This window comes from Streptomyces polyasparticus (genome assembly GCF_014493765.1).
In the GTDB taxonomy this organism is placed as follows: Bacteria; Actinomycetota; Actinomycetes; order Streptomycetales; family Streptomycetaceae; genus Streptomyces; species Streptomyces polyasparticus.
Genome location: NZ_JACTVJ010000005.1, coordinates 555588 through 572853, shown reverse-complemented (window position 1 = coordinate 572853; position 17266 = coordinate 555588). Strand labels below are relative to the sequence as shown.

Annotated in this window: 12 protein-coding genes; 6 read left to right on the top strand and 6 right to left on the bottom strand. The window is 72.4% G+C overall.

Annotated features, from left to right (window positions below; translation table 11 throughout):
* Positions 1-70 precede the first annotated feature (70 nt).
* Complete coding sequence (locus H9Y04_RS10915) at positions 71-1405, top strand: ABC transporter ATP-binding protein (RefSeq protein WP_187813532.1); 1335 nt, start codon at positions 71-73, stop codon at positions 1403-1405.
* Positions 1406-1428: 23 nt separating this feature from the next.
* Here H9Y04_RS10915 and H9Y04_RS10910 read toward each other — a convergent pair whose 3' ends face one another.
* From H9Y04_RS10910 to zapE, 4 genes are all read right to left on the bottom strand, one after another.
* Positions 1429-2289: a polysaccharide deacetylase family protein gene (locus H9Y04_RS10910; protein ID WP_308800938.1), complete on the bottom strand. Its 861-nt coding sequence runs from the start codon at positions 2287-2289 to the stop codon at positions 1429-1431.
* A gap of 123 nt (positions 2290-2412) precedes the next feature.
* Positions 2413-3261 carry a polyphosphate kinase 2 family protein gene (locus H9Y04_RS10905; protein ID WP_308800954.1) on the bottom strand — a complete coding sequence of 283 codons (849 nt, stop codon included), beginning with the start codon at positions 3259-3261 and terminating at the stop codon, positions 2413-2415.
* Between the two features lie 450 nt (positions 3262-3711).
* Entirely contained in the window at positions 3712-5088 is a 1377-nt protein-coding gene (locus H9Y04_RS10900) for an alkaline phosphatase PhoX (RefSeq protein WP_187813530.1), read from the bottom strand.
* 526 nt (positions 5089-5614) lie between these two features.
* A complete protein-coding gene (gene zapE, locus H9Y04_RS10895; RefSeq protein ID WP_187813529.1) occupies positions 5615-6709 on the bottom strand; it encodes a cell division protein ZapE in 1095 nt (364 codons plus the stop codon).
* A 37-nt stretch (positions 6710-6746) separates the two neighbouring features.
* On the opposite strand from zapE, the gene H9Y04_RS10890 reads away from it, so the two are divergent.
* The 4 genes from H9Y04_RS10890 (at position 6747) to msrB (ending at position 10242) form a co-directional block, all read left to right on the top strand.
* Entirely contained in the window at positions 6747-7595 is an 849-nt protein-coding gene (locus H9Y04_RS10890; RefSeq protein ID WP_187813528.1) for a pyrimidine reductase family protein, read from the top strand.
* A 165-nt stretch (positions 7596-7760) separates the two neighbouring features.
* Positions 7761-8228 (top strand): indole-3-glycerol phosphate synthase, encoded by a 468-nt coding sequence (locus tag H9Y04_RS10885; RefSeq protein ID WP_187813527.1) that lies wholly within the window; start codon positions 7761-7763, stop codon positions 8226-8228.
* A 162-nt stretch (positions 8229-8390) separates the two neighbouring features.
* Complete coding sequence (gene murC / locus H9Y04_RS10880) at positions 8391-9821, top strand: UDP-N-acetylmuramate--L-alanine ligase (RefSeq protein ID WP_187813526.1); 1431 nt, start codon at positions 8391-8393, stop codon at positions 9819-9821.
* 13 nt (positions 9822-9834) lie between these two features.
* Positions 9835-10242: a peptide-methionine (R)-S-oxide reductase MsrB gene (gene msrB / locus H9Y04_RS10875; protein WP_187813525.1), complete on the top strand. Its 408-nt coding sequence runs from the start codon at positions 9835-9837 to the stop codon at positions 10240-10242.
* A gap of 123 nt (positions 10243-10365) precedes the next feature.
* Here msrB and H9Y04_RS10870 read toward each other — a convergent pair whose 3' ends face one another.
* Positions 10366-13734, bottom strand: a complete 3369-nt coding sequence (locus H9Y04_RS10870) for a hypothetical protein (protein WP_187813524.1) — start codon at positions 13732-13734, stop codon at positions 10366-10368.
* Between the two features lie 125 nt (positions 13735-13859).
* On the opposite strand from H9Y04_RS10870, the gene H9Y04_RS10865 reads away from it, so the two are divergent.
* The gene (locus H9Y04_RS10865; RefSeq protein WP_214661137.1) at positions 13860-14774 is read left to right on the top strand and encodes a S1 family peptidase; all 915 of its coding nucleotides are present in this window, start codon (positions 13860-13862) and stop codon (positions 14772-14774) included.
* Between the two features lie 518 nt (positions 14775-15292).
* Here H9Y04_RS10865 and H9Y04_RS10860 read toward each other — a convergent pair.
* Positions 15293-17257 (bottom strand): PE-PGRS family protein, encoded by a 1965-nt coding sequence (locus tag H9Y04_RS10860; protein WP_236070714.1) that lies wholly within the window; start codon positions 17255-17257, stop codon positions 15293-15295.
* Positions 17258-17266: the final 9 nt, after the last annotated feature.

Genomic DNA, 17266 nt, shown 5'->3' with positions numbered 1-17266 from the left:
CGCCGTACCCCCCTGTTCCGCTCACGAAATGCCCCCGTCGCAAGGCCCCTTCGACTCCAGGCGGACCTCCATGAGCAGAGCCATCGAGTTGCGCGAAGTGAGCAAGAGATACGGCGATACGTACGCCGTGCGCCGGGTCTCCCTGACCGTGGAGCCCGGCGAGTTCCTGGTGCTGCTCGGACCTTCGGGCTGCGGCAAGTCCACCGTCCTGCGCATGATCGCGGGCCTGGAGGACATCACCGAGGGCGAGCTGCTGCTCGGCGGCGAACCCGCGAGCGATGTGCTGCCTCGCGAACGGGACATCGCGATGGTGTTCCAGAGCTTCGCGCTGTACCCGTCCATGACCACCCGCGAGAACATCGCATTCCCGCTGCGGCTCAGGGACCCCTCGACCGACCATGACGACGAGGTGCGAACCACCGCACGGATGCTCGCCATCGAGGACCTCCTGGAACGCCTGCCCGCCCAGATGTCCGGCGGCGAGCGCCAGCGCGTGGCGATGGGCCGGGCGATCTCCCGCCGGCCCTCGGTGTTCCTGCTCGACGAGCCGCTGTCCAGCCTGGACGCCAAACTCCGCGGCCATCTGCGCGCCGAGATCGCCCGTATCGTCGCCGAACTCGGCGTCACCACCGTCTATGTGACACATGATCAGGCCGAGGCGATGTCGCTCGGCGACCGTGTCGCGGTCATGCGCGACGGTGTGCTCCAGCAGGCGAGCCCGCCCCGCGAGCTGTACGCACGCCCGGCGAACGTCTTCGTGGCGGCCTTCGTCGGCACCCCGCGCATCAACCTCCTGGAGGGCGTGGTCCACGCCCCGCTCGACGGCCCCATGGCTCTGGATCTCGGCCGTCAACGCCTGTGTCTGCCCCAGCCGTTGACCACCGACCACCAGCTGCTCCGTATCCAGCAGGGACGTCCGGTGATCGTGGGCCTGCGCCCCGAGGCCGTAAGGATCGGGCCGCCGAGCCAGGCGCGGCCGGGCGAGGCCGCGATCGGCGGAATCGTGGAGCATGTGGAGTATCTGGGGCACGAGGTGCTCGTTCATCTGAACACCGGCTCCCGGCGGGCCGTCGTTCCCGACCTGGAATCCTCCCGGCCCGCCGTGGACGCCGGCCCCGCGCGCCCGGCCCGCAGGCCCTGGATCGACCGGGCCCTGCACCGCGTGAACTCCGTTGTGGTGTCCAGGAGTTCAGCGCCCGGTCCGGCGCAGCAGCCGGCCGCGGTGCCACCGGAACGCCGTACGACGGCAGCCGGCGATCTGGTCCTGCGTTCCGGCCCCGAACACCGCGTACGCGTCGGCGGTCACGTCCCGCTCCTGGTCGATCTGGAGCGGCTTTACGTCTTCGACCACACCGGCCTGCGCATCTGCCCAGCCCCGGACCGGATGCCGGCGCTGCACACCTGAGAGCGCCGTGTGCGGCGGCCGGTTCAGCGCGCGGGGCCCGCGGCGGGCCCCGCCGCCCCGATCAGCTCCGACACCCGTACGAAGCGGTAGCCCTGCTTGCGCAGCTCCGGCACGATCGTGCGGATCGCCTTCTCGGTCGCGGGCGCCGCGCTGCGGGTGCAGTGCATGACGACCACCGAGCCGGGCCTGACCCCGCCGAGCACATCCGCCGCCACCGCGTCCGCGTCCGTGGCGAACGCGTCCCCGCTCACCACGTCCCACTGCACGGCCGTCACGCCGCCGGCCGCGAGCGCGCGCAGCGCCGTACGGTCGTAGCACCCGCCGGGGAAGCGGAAGTAGGGCACGGCGTCGGCCACGCCCGCCTTCTCGAAGGCCTTGAACGCCCGCTCCACATCGGCCTTCATGTCCTTCGGCGCGATGGTCGGCAGGCCGTAGCAGTCCTTGGTGAAGGCGTAATGGCTGTACGAGTGGTTGGCGACCTCGAAGAGCGGGTCCGCGCCGATGGCCTTGGCCTGGGCCGGGTACTCCTCGGCCCAGCGGCCCGTCATGAACACGGTCGCCGGCACCTTGTACTGCTTGAGCGTCCGGATCAGCTCCGGATTGTCGAACCGCTCGCCGCGCGCGGCCCGCTTCCCCTGGTCCGCGGTCATGTCCGCGTCGAAGGTCAGCGCGACCACCTTCTCGCTCCGCACCCCGTTCTTGAACACGGGCGCGAGTCCCTGCGGACCGGGCGCGAGCGTGGGCGGCCCCGAGGCCTTCGCCTTGGGGGAGGGGAGCGGTTCGGACTTCTTCGGCGCCGCCTCGGAGCCGCACCCGGCGACGGTTACGGCGGCGAGCAGCGCGCAGACGGCAAAGGCGGGTACGCGAGCGGTGAGGGTCGTCACGCGCAGACGGTAACCCGTGAAATCGGATAAACCGCTCATTTCGCGCCCGCGGCCGCTCCTCGGCGTGCTCGGTGTCCTCGGCGTCTTCGAGGTCTCAGGCGTCGTCCGCCGAGGAGCCGGCCGTCACTCCCCGTTGAGCAGCCGCTCCCGGGACTCCTCCACATCGAAGCCGGCCTTCGGGTACTGCGGGTCCAGGGCTTCGAGGTGCTCGAGCAGCAGCTTGCTGATGGCCCAGTTGCGGTACCACTTGCGGTCCGAGGGGATCACGAACCACGGCGCCGCCTCCGTCGAACAGCGCTCCAGGGCGATCTCGTACGCCTCCTGGTACGCGGGCCACAGGGCGCGCTCGTCGATGTCGCCCGGGTTGAACTTCCAGTGCTTGTCGGGGCGGTCGAGACGTTCGAGCAGCCGGCCGCGCTGCTCCTCGTTGCTGATGTGCAGGAAGCACTTGATGACCGTGACGCCGTCGTGCGTCAGGGACTTCTCGAAGCGGTTGATCTGCCCGTAGCGGCGGCCGAGCTGGCTGCGCGGGACCAGCTCGCGGACGCGGGCGATCAGGACGTCCTCGTAGTGCGAGCGGTCGAAGATGCCGATCTCGCCGCGCTCGGGCAGCGCCTTCATGATCCGCCACAGGAACGGGTGGTTCTGCTCCTCGGGCGTGGGCGCCTTGAAGGCCTTGATCCGGCAGCCGGACGGGTTGAACAGACCGATCACGTGCTTGACCGTGCCGCCCTTGCCGCTGGTGTCCATGCCCTGGAGCACGAGCAGCACGCGGCGCCGGTCGCCCGAGGTGCTCGCGGCGTAGAGGCGCTCCTGGAGGTCGGCGAGGCGTTCACCCATACGGGCCAGGTCGGCGAGGGCCTCGGCCTTGTTCGCCGGGCCCGCGGGGGTGGAGCGCGAGTCGTACGCGGAGAGGTCGAGGCGCTCGCCTTCGGGGACGCGCAGGAGCTCGGAGAGCGGAGCGGCCTTCACGGGCTTCCCGGCCTTCGGGGCTTTGGCCTTGGCCGCGGCGGCCTTCGCGGTCGACGCCTTGCCCTTCGCCTTCACCGTCTTCGCCTTGGCTTCGCCGGCCTTGACCTTGGCTTCGCCGGCCGTGACCTTGGCCTTCTCGGTCCCGCCGGTCGCCCTGCCCGCCTTGTCGGGCTTCAGCGCCTTGCTCTTGCCCTTGCTCTTCGCCACGGCCTTACCCCTTACGTCAGTCCACTCGATCCTGCGACGGATCGGCGGCGACCGCGACCGCTGCGCACCCGCCGCCGTAGAGCATTCCGTGCCGGACGGCGCGGGTCGCGGGGCCTATGACCCGTATCGCGTCCGCATAGGGCTTCAGAGTGCAGGTCCCATGGTCCCGGGTCCCGGCCAGGGGGCGGGTGTGGTCCCGGGCCCGAGGGGCGGGCTGCGTCCACAGCCCGCCCACGCCGGCGCCTACGAGTGCCAGGGGCCCGTCACCGCGAAGGTGGTGCCGGGGGTGTAGCAGTTGACGTACATCGTGGCGTAGTCCGGCGAGAACGTGACGCCCGCGAACTCGCCCCACTCGGGCGCCTCGGGCGTCCCGATGTTCTGCCGGTTCCCGGCCATCGGATACACCTCGCCGCGCCGGGTCAGGCCGTACACATGCTGCGCGCCCTCACCGTCCTCGCACACCATCAGACCGCCGCTGGGGGCGAGGCAGATGTTGTCCGGCTCCTCGCCGGGCAGCTGGATGTCGGTGTCGGGGCCGAAGACGATCACCAGCGTGAGGCGGCGCGACGAGGGGTCGTACCGCCAGATCTGGCCGTAGTGGTCACCGGCCGAACCCTCGCGGCTGCGCGCGTAGCTGGACACGAAGTAGACCGAGCGTCCGCCCCAGTAGCAGCCCTCCAGCTTCTGGGCGTGCGTGATGCCCTTCGGGCCGAAGTCCTGCAGCCTGATGGGGGTTTCGGCGGCCAGCGGGTCGGGGACGTCGACCCACTCGATGCCCCCGAAGGTCGCCCCGGTCTCCTGGACGGAGGCGAGATCCGGTACGCCGGGCACGCGCATCGCCTGCAGCCGGCCGCCCGCACGCAGCGAACCGCGCCCGCCCTCGGGCTTGTCCGGCAGGAACCGGTAGAAGAGTCCGAAGGGCTTCTGGAAGGCGTCCTCGGTCTCGTAGACCACACCGCGGTGCGGGTCGACCGCGATCGCCTCGTGCTGGAAGCGGCCCATCGCGGTGAGCGGCACGGCACCGGTGCGCCGCGGGTCGGCCGGGTCCACCTCGAAGATGAAGCCGTGGTCCTTGGTGTAGCCGTTGGTGCCGGCCTTGTCCTCGTTCTCCTCGCAGGTGAGCCAGGTGCCCCAAGGGGTGGGCCCGCCCGCGCAGTTGACGGCGGTGCCGGCGATGCCGACGCGCTCGTCGACGACATTGCCCCGGCGGTCGAGCGTGAGGTTCGTACAGCCGCCTTTCGCGGCCGGGTCGTACGTCAGTCCCTCGACCACCGGTACGCCGATCTTGCCGGTGTGCCGGTTCTCGTGATTGCGGACCAGGTGGGTCGTGCCGCGCTTGCCGGCGAAGGCGGCCATGCCGTCGAAGTTCGTGGGCACCTTGCCCTCGCCCGAGCGCAGCGGCTCGCCCTCGCGTGAAAGCACCTTGTACGTAAAGCCCTTGGGCAGATCGAGCAGGCCGGCCGGGTCGGGCACGAGCGGCCCGTAGCCGCCCCTGCCGTGGGCGGCGGCGGACCCTGCGAACAGTTCGGTGAGCGAACCGGCGAAGGCGATTCCCGCACCCAACGCCCCACCTCGGGCGAGGACTTGGCGCCGGGACGCGGACATGCTTTTCTCGGTCATTCGGGCAACTCCCTGTTGGCGGACAGGAATGTAACCCGCCTGTGTGTACCACCTAGTCAACGTCGCGGGAACCACGCGCGTAGCATGACGTGCCTTGTGTCGCGGCCGACGGAGGCCGCGGAGCGCCCGGCTGTCCTCCCCTCCGGTGCCTGAAGTCCCCGTCCACAGGGCCTGTCGCCGCATCAGGCGGGAGATGTCGCGCCCGCGCCGAGATCTCCGCGGCACCCCGACGAACAGGTGCTTCCGGATCCCGGGCCGGAGGCCTGCAGACTGTTGCGCCGTCCGGTCACGTGAACGCCATGCACGTCCGCTTGGATCCAGCCGGCCCGGTGCTCGTCGGCGCCGGCACTCGCGAGAGCGGCAACCCTCATGGTCGGCTCCGTCCCCAGCCGGGACAGGCCTTGGCTGTCTCCCAGGTCACCACGGAGTCCTCGCCGTCCGGCCGAAGCCGCTCCGGGGCCTCCGCGGCCTCGGAACGTCGGCGGACCCGGGGCCGGAAGCGGCCACGCCCGCCGACGGGCCCGCCTCAGACGCCCTCCACCAGCCGCTTTCCGTCCCGCGCCAGCGCCGTGAGGCGGGAGATCGCGCGGAAGTACTTCTTGCGGTAGCCGCCCTTGAGCATGTCCTCGCCGAAGATCTGGTCGAAGGGCAGGCCGGAGGCGATCACCGGTACCTCCCGGTCGTAGAGGCGGTCCGCGAGGACGACGAGGCGCAGCGCCGTCGACTGGTCGGGCACCGCGTCGACCCCGGTCAGGCAGACCGCCGTCAGATCGTCGGTGAGCGCGCCGTACCGGCTCGGGTGCACCTTCGCGAGGTGGTCGAGCAGGTGCGGGAAGTCGTCCAGGCTCGCGCCCTGCGTGGCGTACGCGGTCTTCGCGACCTGCTCGTCGCCGAACGGCTGCGGCGCCTCGGGCAGCCCCCGGTGCCGGTAGTCCTCGCCGTCGATCCGCAGCGCCTTGAAGTGCGCGGACAGGCCCTGGATCTCGCGCAGGAAGTCGGCCGCGGCGAACCGGCCCTCGCCGAGCTTGCCGGGCAGCGTGTTCGAGGTGGCCGCGAGCGCCACGCCCGCGTCGACCAGCTTGCCGAGCAGCGTCGACACGAGCACGGTGTCGCCCGGGTCGTCCAGCTCGAACTCGTCGATGCACAGGAGCCGGTGCCCGCTGAGCGTGGCGACCGTCTGCTGGAAACCGAGCGCGCCCACGAGGTTCGTCAGCTCGACGAAGGTGCCGAAGGCCTTGAGCGAGGGCTCGGCCGGGGTCGCGTGCCAAAGCGAGGCGAGCAGATGGGTCTTGCCGACGCCGTAGCCGCCGTCGAGGTACACCCCGCGCGGACCGGCCGGCGCCTGGACCTTCTTCTGGAACCAGCGCTTCTTGCCCGCCCCGCTCGCGTGCGCCCCGCCGAGCGTGCCCGCGAACGTGCTCAGGACCTGCACGGCCTGCGCCTGCGAGGGCTGCGACGCATCCGGTACGTATGTCTCGAAGCGCGCCTTCTGGAAGCGCGGCGGCGGCACCATCTCGGCGACGAGACGCTCGGCCGGGACATGCGGCTCGCGCGCGCAGAGGGACTGAGGAGCCGGATCGGCTATCGGATGGCGGCCGGCGGCGGCAGGAGAAGGCGACACAGGTCCTCACTTTACGGGCCGTGCCACACTGCCGGACATGCGCAGCCTGTTCCCTGTGACCGATGTGACAGTCGCCGTGACCGATGCCGCGACCGACGAGAAGGCCGCTGAGACGGCCGCCGCGACCGGAGCTGTCGCCGGTGGGACCGCCGCCCGGTCCGCGCAGGACCGGGAGTGGAGCCTCGACGAGCTCGCCGACCTCTACGCGTATCCGCCGGGGGACACCCCGTGGCTGCGCGCCAACATGGTCTCCACCCTGGACGGCGCCGCCCAGCACGACGGCCGCTCCCAGCCCATCTCCTGCGAGACCGACATGCGGATCTTCGGCACTCTGCGGGCGCTCGCCGACGTGGTGCTCGTGGGTGCGGAAACGGTACGCCTCGAGGGGTACCGGCCGGCCCGCGCCCGTGAGGCCTTCGCCGCGCGCAGGGCGGCGGCGGGGCAGGGGCCCGCGCCCGCGATCGCCATCGTGAGCGGCAGCCTGGACCTGGACTTCTCACTGCCCCTGTTCACGGAGCCGCTCGTGCCCACCGTGATCCTCACCGGCGCCGAGGCCCCCGCCCACCGCGTGAAGGCCGCGGAGCAGGCCGGCGCCCGCATCGTGGTGGCCGGGGACTCCGCACGGGTGGATCCGGCCGCGGCCGTACGGGCTCTCGCGGACCTCGGCTTCACCCGGCTGCTCACCGAGGGCGGCCCGAAGCTGCTCGGCCAGCTGGTCGCGGCCGACGTCCTGGACGAGCTGTGTCTGACGGTTTCGCCCATGCTTGCGGCGGGTGACGCGCAGCGGATCGCGGGCGGTCCTTCGATCGCGGTGCCGCAGCGGCTTCGGCTCGCATCGTTGCTGGAAGAGGACGGGTTCCTGTTCTGCCGCTACCGTCGAAGCTGACAATCAGCGGAATCTGTCGTTCCGTTTCCCGCTCCGGTGGGCACACTAAGACACGCAGACCCCGTGCGAACACGGGGAAGGATGGTTTCCGCAGGGGCCGTGGGCCCCGAGCTTCAGCAGGTTCCGCAGGGGCCGGTAGGGCTCCAAAGGAGAAGGGCGCCGGACGTGTTCACGAGCGTATTGATGATCGAGAAGGCCCTGTCGGCCATCGACGTGGAGTTCGTCACGACCCTGCACGGAGACGACGCGGTCTCCTTCGTCGTCCTGATGCAGCCGCGCGGCGACCAGGACCGGCTCCTGCGCGCGGTGGACGATGTGGCGCTCGGCGAACTCGACCAGGCCGTCCACGAGGGCGAGGTACCCGAGGGCGAGGACGCCGTGGGCCCCGCGCAGCAGGCGCTGGACCACTCGCTGAGCGCGCTGCGCGAGGCGGGCTGCGAGGCCGTCGGGCATCTGGTCGAGGACCACCCGCTGGACGTCCTGTCCTCGATCACCGAGCAGACCGGCGCGGACGAGGTGATCGTCCTGACGGCTCCGCACTACGTCGAGGAGTTCTTCCACCGCGACTGGGCCTCGCGGGCCCGCCACAAGGTCGGCGTCCCGGTCCTGAAGCTGTACGCGCACAGCGAGTAGGGCCCGCCCCCGCGCTCGGGGGAGGCTGGGCACAGCGGCACCCCCACGCGGGCAGCGACTCGGAGGGCCCCGGCTCCGGACCGGCCGGGGGTGCTCAGACCCAGCCCGCACACCGCATAGGCTGGGTCCCCGCCCAAGCACCGCAACCCTCGGGAGACCCGTATGACGCCCGGCATCCCCCCTGCCCTGGACCGACCGCACTTCATCGGCATCGGCGGCGCCGGAATGTCAGGCATCGCGAAGATCCTCACGCAGCGCGGCGCGCAGGTGGCCGGCAGCGACTCCAAGGCCTCCGCGACCACCGACGCCCTGCGCGCGCTCGGCGCCACCGTGCACCTCGGCCACGACGCCGCCCACCTGGCCGAGGACGCCAGCGCCATCGTGGTCTCCTCCGCGATCCGCGCCGACAACCCGGAGCTCGCCGCCGCGAAGGAGCGCGGCATTCCGGTCGTGCACCGCTCGGACGCGCTCGCGGCGCTGATGGACAACCTCCGCCCGATCGCGGTGGCCGGCACCCACGGCAAGACGACCACGACCTCGATGCTCGCGGTCGCACTCTCCAGCCTGGGCCTGCACCCCTCGTACGCGATCGGCGGCGACCTGGACGCCCCCGGCTCCAACGCCGAGCACGGCAGCGGCGAGATCTTCGTCGCCGAGGCCGACGAGTCGGACCGCAGCTTCCACAAGTACGCGCCCGAGGTCGCGATCGTCCTCAACGTGGAGCTCGACCACCACGCCAACTACGCCTCGATGGACGAGATCTACGACTCCTTCGAGACCTTCGCCGGCAGGATCGTGCCGGGCGGCACGCTCGTCATCGCCGCCGACCAGGCGGGCGCTGTGGAGCTCACGCGACGGCTGCGGGACGTCTCGTCGCTGAACGTCGTCACGTACGGAGAGTCCGAGGGCTCCGACGTCCGGATCCACAAGATCACCCCGCGCGGTCTGAGCAGCGAGGTCACGGTCCTCATCGGCGGCAAGCTGCTGACCTTCACGGTCTCGGTGCCCGGCCGCCACTACGCGCACAACGCGGTGGCCGCGCTCGCCGCGGGCGTCGCGATGGTCATCCCCGCCCACAACCTCGCGGCCGCGCTCAAGTCGTACACCGGCGTCAAGCGCCGCCTCCAGCTCAAGGGCGAGGCGGCCGGCGTGCAGGTCATCGACTCCTACGCGCACCACCCCACCGAGATGACCGCCGACCTGGAGGCCATGCGCGCCGCCGCCGCGGACGCCCGCATCCTGGTGCTCTACCAGCCCCACCTCTTCTCCCGTACGCAGGAGCTCGGCACCGAGATGGGCCAGGCCCTGGCCCTCGCGGACTCCTCCGTCGTGCTCGACATCTATCCCGCCCGCGAGGACCCGATCCCCGGCGTGACCAGCGAACTCATCCTCGACGCCGCGCGCGCCGCGGGCGCGGACGTGACCGCCGAGCACGACAAGGACAAGGCCCCGGCCGTCATCGCGGGAATGGCCAAGCCCGGCGATCTGGTTCTCACCATGGGCGCGGGCGATGTGACGGACCTGGGTCCGCGCATCCTGGACCACCTGTCCGGGGACCACCTGTCGGGTGAGACCGCCACCGCCGGCGAGTGAGGAGCTGAGGATCATGACGTACGAGGTCGAAAAGCCGGACGAGCAGTGGCGCGCGGAACTGACCCCGGCCGAGTACAAGGTCCTGCGCGAGGCGGGCACCGAGCCGGCCTTCACCGGTGAGTACACGGACACGAAGACGACCGGCGTCTACTCCTGCCGCGCGTGCGGAGCCGAACTCTTCACCTCCGGCGAGAAGTTCGAGTCGCACTGCGGCTGGCCGAGCTTCTACGACCCGAAGGACACGGACGCGGTCGAGCTGATCGAGGACCGTTCGCACGGCATGGTCCGCACCGAGGTGCGCTGCGCACGCTGCGGTTCGCACCTCGGCCATGTCTTCGAGGGCGAGGGCTACCCGACGCCGACGGACCAGCGGTACTGCATCAACTCGATCTCGCTGCGGTTGGAGCCGGGCGAGAGCTGAGCCGGTGTTCCCCATCGGAGTGACCGGCCGCATCGTGTCCGGGGACCGGACCGGTGCGTACCCCCGGATCGAGGAACTCCGGCCGGAGTAGGGGAACTCCGGCCGGAGCAGCCGCAGGCCCGCTCACTCCTGGGCCGTGAGGTGTCCGAGTGCGGCGTCCCGTACGTCCGCGGCCGGGTGGCGGCGCAACGTCCGCAGGGCGTCGCGGCAGTGCGCGGGCCAGCCGGTCCGCCGGCCGACACCCGCGACCAGGGCGGTGGCGATCATGCCCTCCGCGTGACCGCCGTGCCGGGCCAGCCGGTCCGCGGTGGCCAGGGGAGCGGCCTCGTCCTTGACCCCGTGGTACGCCACGCGTCCTTGGAGGCAATCCGCCGTCTGCACGGTGAGCACGGGACGGTCCTCGTGCAGGGCGGCGAGCCGCAGCAGGGCGGCGGTCAGTTCGGGCTCCCCGGTGTCCAGGTCCAGATGGCCGGCGAGGATCTTCAGCGCCTCACGGCGGAACTCCGGGTGCTCCGCGAGAAGTTCGCCCGCCGCCAGGGCGGCCGGCCGGATCGTGGCGGCGCCTTCCAGTGTGGCGTTGTGGAGCTGCCTGACCAGGTAGTCGATCCGTTGCCGTGCCGGGCGGTCGCGCTGCTCCTCGGCGTCCGCCGCATCGGGATTCCGGTCGGCCCGCACCAGCCGGGCCATGGCCTGCGCCAACCCCGTGGCCGAAGCGGGGTGTCGGGCCGCGCGGACGAGTCCCGCCGCGGCGGAGGTCCAGCCCTGCCGCACGGACAGGTCGGACACGGCCCGGGCCAGCACATCGGCTGCCTCGGGGTGCCAGGGCGCCCACCGGCCCAGCGCGAGAAAGGCGAGGGCCGCGGTCTCGGGGTCCGGGGTGCGGCTCACGTCCCTGACGAGCCGGGCGTAGCGCGCCCGGTGGGGTTCGGCCAGTTGCTCGGGCGTCACGCGCAACACACCGCCCTGCAGGCCCGGTTCAGCCCGTGCCGCGTCAGCGAGGAGCTCCCAGATCCGCTCGTCCCCGAGCAACCCGCCTGCGACGGACACGCAGGCCGCCCGCACATCACGGTGCGCGCCGTCCTGCCCGTACGCCTCGACGAGCAACCCGGCAGCGGCGGACACCGGCAGCCGGTCGGCGGCCAGCCGGGCCGCTTCCTTGCGACTCGTCACCTTGGCGTCCGGCGAGAGCAGGACCTCCCGCAGCAGCCGGATCAGCGGGACCGGGGCGATGTCCCGAGTCACCCGGGCGGCGGCGAACACCGCGACCCGCGCCCGCTCCGTCCCGGTGTGGGCGAGGAGTTCGGGCAGTGCCTCGGCGGGCCGGTCGGTGCGCGCCAGGGCGGCCAGCGCCGCCTCGGCGACGACCACGTCCCGGGCGTCCGTCCAGCGCCGCACGCACGGCGCACCCAGATCGGGCAGGTGCGCCGACTGGACGAGAGCCGCCACCCGGGCCGACTTGGGCAGACCGGCATTCTCGACCGTCCGCGCCAACTGCCGTGCTGCCGCGGCATGCTGGCCCGGGGTCCAGCGCTTGGCCCAGGGATCCACCGCCACCGTCCACAGGCTGCCCTTGACCAGGAAGCGGCCGTACGGAGGCTCCTCGCCGAGCACGTGGTCGAGCAGATCCGTGCGACGCCGGGCGAGTACCTCGGACACGGCGGGCAGCACGGCGGCCGAGGGGTCGAGGGCGATGAGACGTTCGGTCCGCTCGTCCCGGGTGACGGAGTCCGCCAGCCACAGCTCGATCGCGTGGCGCGCGGTGGTGTCACTGCCCGTGCGGATCGCCCGCCACAGCATGTCCTGCAGCCCGGGCATCGCATACGCCCGCCGGCCCAGCGAACGGGCCAGCGCGAGGACGGGACCGAAGTCGGCCTTGTCGGCGGCCGCCTCGATCGACGGCCGCAACGCCTCGTACACCTGGTGCTCCTGGCCCCGGCGCAGCCGCTGGTCGAGGCGGCCGAGGTCGGCGCCACCCGTGGTGCCGGACACCCGGACCAGGACGCTCAGCGCCCAGTCGGTCAACTCCGGGCACCCGCCCTCCGGTTGTTCCCGCAGGACCGAAAGGGCCAGCCTGTTGAGGGCGGAGCGCGTGGTCTGCGAGCAGTCACGGGCTTCGACGGCGTCATCGACCACCCGGTCGAGGTGGGGCGCATCCTGGGCCGAGAACAGCGCGGGACGGGTGAGGGCGAGGGACTGCAGAGCGGCCGAGCGCACCGGGTCCTGTTCATTGCGCAGCCGCGTTATGTCCTGCAGCACAGCGGACACGGCGGCCGGATCGCCGGAGCGGGCAGCGTTGCGCACCAGGAGCTTCCAGGCATGCGCGCGGTCCTCGGCGGCAGCGCGACGGGTGGCCTCGACGAGCCGCTCACGTACCTCCGCCACCGGCAGAAACGACTCCGCCTCCAGCACCATGTGCCAGTCCAGGCCCTGTTCGCGGGCCAGGTCGGCCATCCGCCGGGCCTCGTCGGCGACGCAGGAGCGGGGCAGCGCGGACAGCAGAGCCGAGTCGACAGGGAAACCGCTGCGCCCGCGTCCGGCGATCGCCTGCCGGTAGCAGGCCTCGCGGCGCCCGGGCGGCAGGGCGCGCAGGGCACGCGGCAGCTCGCCGGCCTCGGCCAGAGCCTTCGTGTACGCGGGGACCTCGGGGGCGCCCGACTCGAGCAGGCTCCGCAGCGCACCCGGGGTGAACAGGCGCCCGTGCAGCAGGTCCGGGCCCATGGGGCCGAGCAGCAGCCGGAGCATCGCGGCGGGGTCCGCGGCCGCGAGCAGGGACATGTGGCGCCGGAGCGCGGACGGCAGGTGCTCCGGCGTGAACCGTTCGAGGAGGCGCAGGACGCGCAGCGGCCGGATGCCCGCGACGGCGGCGACCGCGGGTGCGTACTGCGGCCATCGCGTGGAGTACATGGTCGAGGGGAGTGCGGCCAGTTCCCGCTCGACCTCGTCGAGGACGGCGTCGGGGTGGTGCCCGGCGAGGCTCGCCCACGCCCGCACGGCATGGGACAACTCGGGCAGCAGGCGCCCGACGACCGTCGGCGAGCAGGCACGCAGCAGCCGTGCCGCCTCCACGTCGCCCCAGTCCCGGCGCACCCGGTCGATGAGCCGGTCCGCGAGGTCGCTGCGCCCCTGGGCGGCGATCGTCCGGAACAGCTGGCGCCGGACCACTTGAGGCGCGCCGTCCAGGGCTGCCTCGAAAGCCTCGTCGCTCACCCGGCCGTGCAGAGCGGCCGAGTGCGCGTGGGCTCGCACAAACGAATCCGGGTCGGCGAGGCGCTGCGCGATCCACGCGTGGTCGCCGCCCACGGACGCGGCGACCACCGCGAGGCCCCGCCCGTACGCCCCCTGCGCCTCGAGGCCGTCGAGCAGTGATCGCAGGGCGCCGGCGGGCGCGAGGCCGCGTACGTGCGCGGCCAGCGCCTGCATCCGCCGCGCATACGGAAGGGCTTCGAGGGCGGCGAGGAGGTCGGCCGCGGAAGAGTGCGAGGGATCGGGCATGGCCGAATTGTGCCTGTCGTGAGGTGGCGAGCCGCAAGGGACTTTCGTGAGCAGGCCGCACCGCGGTGCGCTGCGGCCGGGCGGTCTTGTACCGGTCGGGCTTCCTCCGCATACTCGCTGCAGCACTGCGCATTGTCAGGAGCACGCCAGCAACCCGCAGGCCGTGCCCACCGCGAGGAGGAACCTTCGTGAGACTCAAGCGCACCACTGTCGCCGCCGTCGCCGCCGGACTGCTCGGCGCCACCGCGCTCACCCTGCCGCAGGCACAGGCCGCCCCACCCCGCACCTACGGCGCGGCCGAGCTGGCCAAGGTGGACGAGGCCGTGCTCAAGGCCGATGTCGGCGGCACCGCCTGGTATGTGGACCGGGCGAGCGGCGAGGTCGTCGTCACCGCCGACAGCACGGTCTCCGATGCCTCGCTCGCGAAGATCCGCAGGGCGGCGGGCGCGGACGCCGGAGCGCTGCGCATCGAGCGCACCCCGGGCAAGTTCACCCAGCTGCTCGGACCCGGCGACGCCATCTACGGCAGCGGGTACCGCTGTTCGCTCGGCTTCAACGTCGCCAAGGGCGGCACCTACTACTTCCTCACGGCCGGGCACTGCGGCAACGTGGTCAAGACCTGGTACACCAACTCCGCCCAGTCCACGCTGATCGGACCCACCGTCGGCTCCAGCTTCCCGAGCAACGACTACGCGCTGGTGCGCTACGACAACGCGTCCCTCAGCCACCCCGGCGGCTTCACGGCGGCCGACGCGTACGTGGGGGAGCCGGTCAAGCGCAGCGGCTCCACGACCGGCACGCGGAGCGGCACGGTCACCGGGCTCAACGCCACCGTGCACTACAGCGGCGGGGGCACGGTGCGCGGCATGATCCAGACGAACGTCTGCGCCGAGCCCGGCGACTCCGGTGGCGCCCTGTACGACGGCAGCAAGGCGCTGGGCATCACCTCGGGCGGCAGCGGCAACTGCACCGTGGGCGGTACGACCTTCTACCAGCCGGTGCCGGAGGCGCTGGCGAAGTACAAGGTGTCGATTCTGTGAGCGACGGCGCTCCTGCGCACTGAGGTGTCCGCGGTCGGGGCGATGCGGCCCCGGCCGCCGGGCACGCCACACGGCGCACCGGCCTGGCGCTCCGGTGCGCCGTCGTTGTGCGCGTACTGGTCGTAGTCCACGTCGAGTTCGAGGCAGGGGAGTGGGGCCGGGGCCCGTCGACAGTACATGGACGAAATGGACAGTCTGGCCGTCGATGTCGGCGAGGTGGTGGTCGGCGGCGTTCAGCCGTCGTTCGGCCGCGCGTCAGTCGCATCCTTCGGCCCAGTGGGCCAGGAGCTCGCGCAGACAGGCGGGGTCGGCGCCGGCCGAAGCGGGTGCGCGAGATCCTCGTCCGGAGGTCGTCGAGCACCGCCTCGGGCACCGCGATCGTGAACGGGCGCGAGGCCATCGGCGGATCTCCCTCCGAGAGCGCGTTGCCGCCGTGGCAGCAGCGTCCGCACTCCGGGGGAAATCGTCAACGCCTCGTATCTCGCGGGGATTTGTTCCCGTACGGGCATCCGCGGCGCTCAGGGCCGCTCGGCCATCCGCCGGATGATGCCGGCCGGGATCGCCGGATTCAGGGCGGCGTCCTCGGCGGTCTCGGGGTCGCGCAGGAGCGAGACCAGGACGTGGGCCGGGAGGCGGGGGCTGCGGGTGGCGGCCCGGCGGACGGAGCCGTCGGGGTCGTCGAGGAGACGGACCGCGCCCAGGCGGCTCAGGCGCGGGTCGGCGGCGGCGCGGCAGCGGACTTCGTGGTGCGGGTCGAGGGTGAAGCGTTCGACGAGATCCGGGGTGGACTCCGGGTCGTCCAGGGCGAGTTGGCGCAGCCGGGGGTGGGGGTCCTCGGCGTAGTGCAGGAGATCGGTACGGGGGAACGCGGGGTGCGTGCGGGGGCGGCCGGGCGAGGACAGGCTGCCGTTCCACCAGAGCCAGACCTGGAGCAGCATCCACGGCGGGGCGTCGTCGCAGGACTCGGCGAGGAAGAGGTGGACGACACGGTCCTCGTCGTGGGCGAGCCGGTCGACGACGTCCGGCGGGAGGCGGCGGGCGCGGGCCACGGAGCGGCGGACCAGCGGGTGGGTCGAGGCGGCAAGGCGGCGCATGGCCTCGGCGTCGTCGTGGAGGGCGTGCACCCAGGGGAGAGTGGAGTAATGGCCCGCCGGGGCGAATGCGTAGGAGATCGCCGCCCGTTGGGGCTCGGTGAGGTCCGGGCGGAGGGCGAGGATGCTCCGTACGGAGCTGTCCGGGTCCTCGGCCAGTACGGCGATCACCTCCTGGGACAGCTGCGGACTGGCGGCGAGAGCGCGGCGCAGGTCCGCGTCCGGGTGGCGGGACAGGTGGTCGGCCAGGTCCGGTTCCAGCACGGAGTCCTCGACCACGCGGGCGGGGTCGCCGAGCTCTCCGCTCTCGAACACGGCGCGCGATACGGGGTGTTCACGGTGGTGGAGCCGGCGCGCGGCGGCACGGACGCCGGGCGCGGGATCCGCGAGGAGGGCCCGGCGTTCTTCGGAGTCGAGGTTCGGCCACGCGGCGGCGCAGGCGCACTCGCGGACCCGCGGCTCCGGGTCGGCGAGGAGTGTGCGGGCCACGGCGGCCGGCAGGCCTGTCAGTGCGGCCGTCTCGGCGCGGACGCGCGGGACGGGATCGGCGGCGAGACGCTCGTACGCGGCGGGGACGAACGTCGCGCGGTGTTCGACGGCGATGCCGACCAGGGCCCAGCGGTGGCGGTCGTCCTCCTCGGCGAGGACGAGGCGGCTCCACTGACTGGGCGTCAGCTGGTCGGAGCCGAGGTCGACCAGGCCGCAGCGCACCTTCCAGTCCGGGTGGGCGATCAACTCGTCGATCAGCTTCGCGGGCAGTGCCCGGCCGTGGAACCGCCGGGTGTGCAGTACGAGACCGAGCCGGAGGTCCTCGGGCAGGGAGGGGTTGTGGAGGAGCCCGAGCGCCCAGCGCTCCCGCGTGCTCTGCGGGATGCGGATGCGGCTGAACAGGCCTTCCCACGCTGCCTTTTGCTCTTCCTCGCTCTCCTCCCGCGCCAGCACCAGTGCTCGCTGCTCCTGGTACGCCCGGACGTCGGCGACCACGATCAGCCAGACCGCGTACTCCTCGGTGGTGACGCCGATCAGCGTCCTGCCGTCCGGGGAGAGCGTCATGAACTCCGGTGAGCCGGGCTGGGCCTGCAGCGTCTTCGCGAGCCGCCACCGCTCCCCGAGCCGGACCCGGAACCAGCTGCCGAGCAGGGGGACGAGGAAGCCGCCGTCCTCGCCGAACAGGCCGTGGCCGGTGGCCAGCCGGAACCATTGGGCGTCGGTTTCGGCGTACGGATCGGCCGCGTCGAGCCGTACGACGGCAGTCGGTTCGGCGGCCACCGATGCGATCGGCCGCAGCGCCGCACGGACGGGGAGCGCGTGCTCGGCACGGCCCCAGCCGCCCGCGTCCTCCAGGCCCGCCTCGGCGAGCACCGCTTCGGCCCTCTCCCGCGGAGTGGTCATGCCCCGTCC

Coding starts and splice junctions, on each gene's coding strand:
- H9Y04_RS10915 (WP_187813532.1), top strand. CDS start 71: ATGAGCAGAGCCATCGAGTTGCGCGAAGTGAGCAAGAGATACGGCGAT.
- H9Y04_RS10900 (WP_187813530.1), bottom strand. CDS start 5,088: ATGACCGAGAAAAGCATGTCCGCGTCCCGGCGCCAAGTCCTCGCCCGA.
- H9Y04_RS10890 (WP_187813528.1), top strand. CDS start 6,747: ATGCGCAGCCTGTTCCCTGTGACCGATGTGACAGTCGCCGTGACCGAT.
- murC (WP_187813526.1), top strand. CDS start 8,391: ATGACGCCCGGCATCCCCCCTGCCCTGGACCGACCGCACTTCATCGGC.
- msrB (WP_187813525.1), top strand. CDS start 9,835: ATGACGTACGAGGTCGAAAAGCCGGACGAGCAGTGGCGCGCGGAACTG.
- H9Y04_RS10870 (WP_187813524.1), bottom strand. CDS start 13,734: ATGCCCGATCCCTCGCACTCTTCCGCGGCCGACCTCCTCGCCGCCCTC.
- H9Y04_RS10860 (WP_236070714.1), bottom strand. CDS start 17,257: ATGACCACTCCGCGGGAGAGGGCCGAAGCGGTGCTCGCCGAGGCGGGC.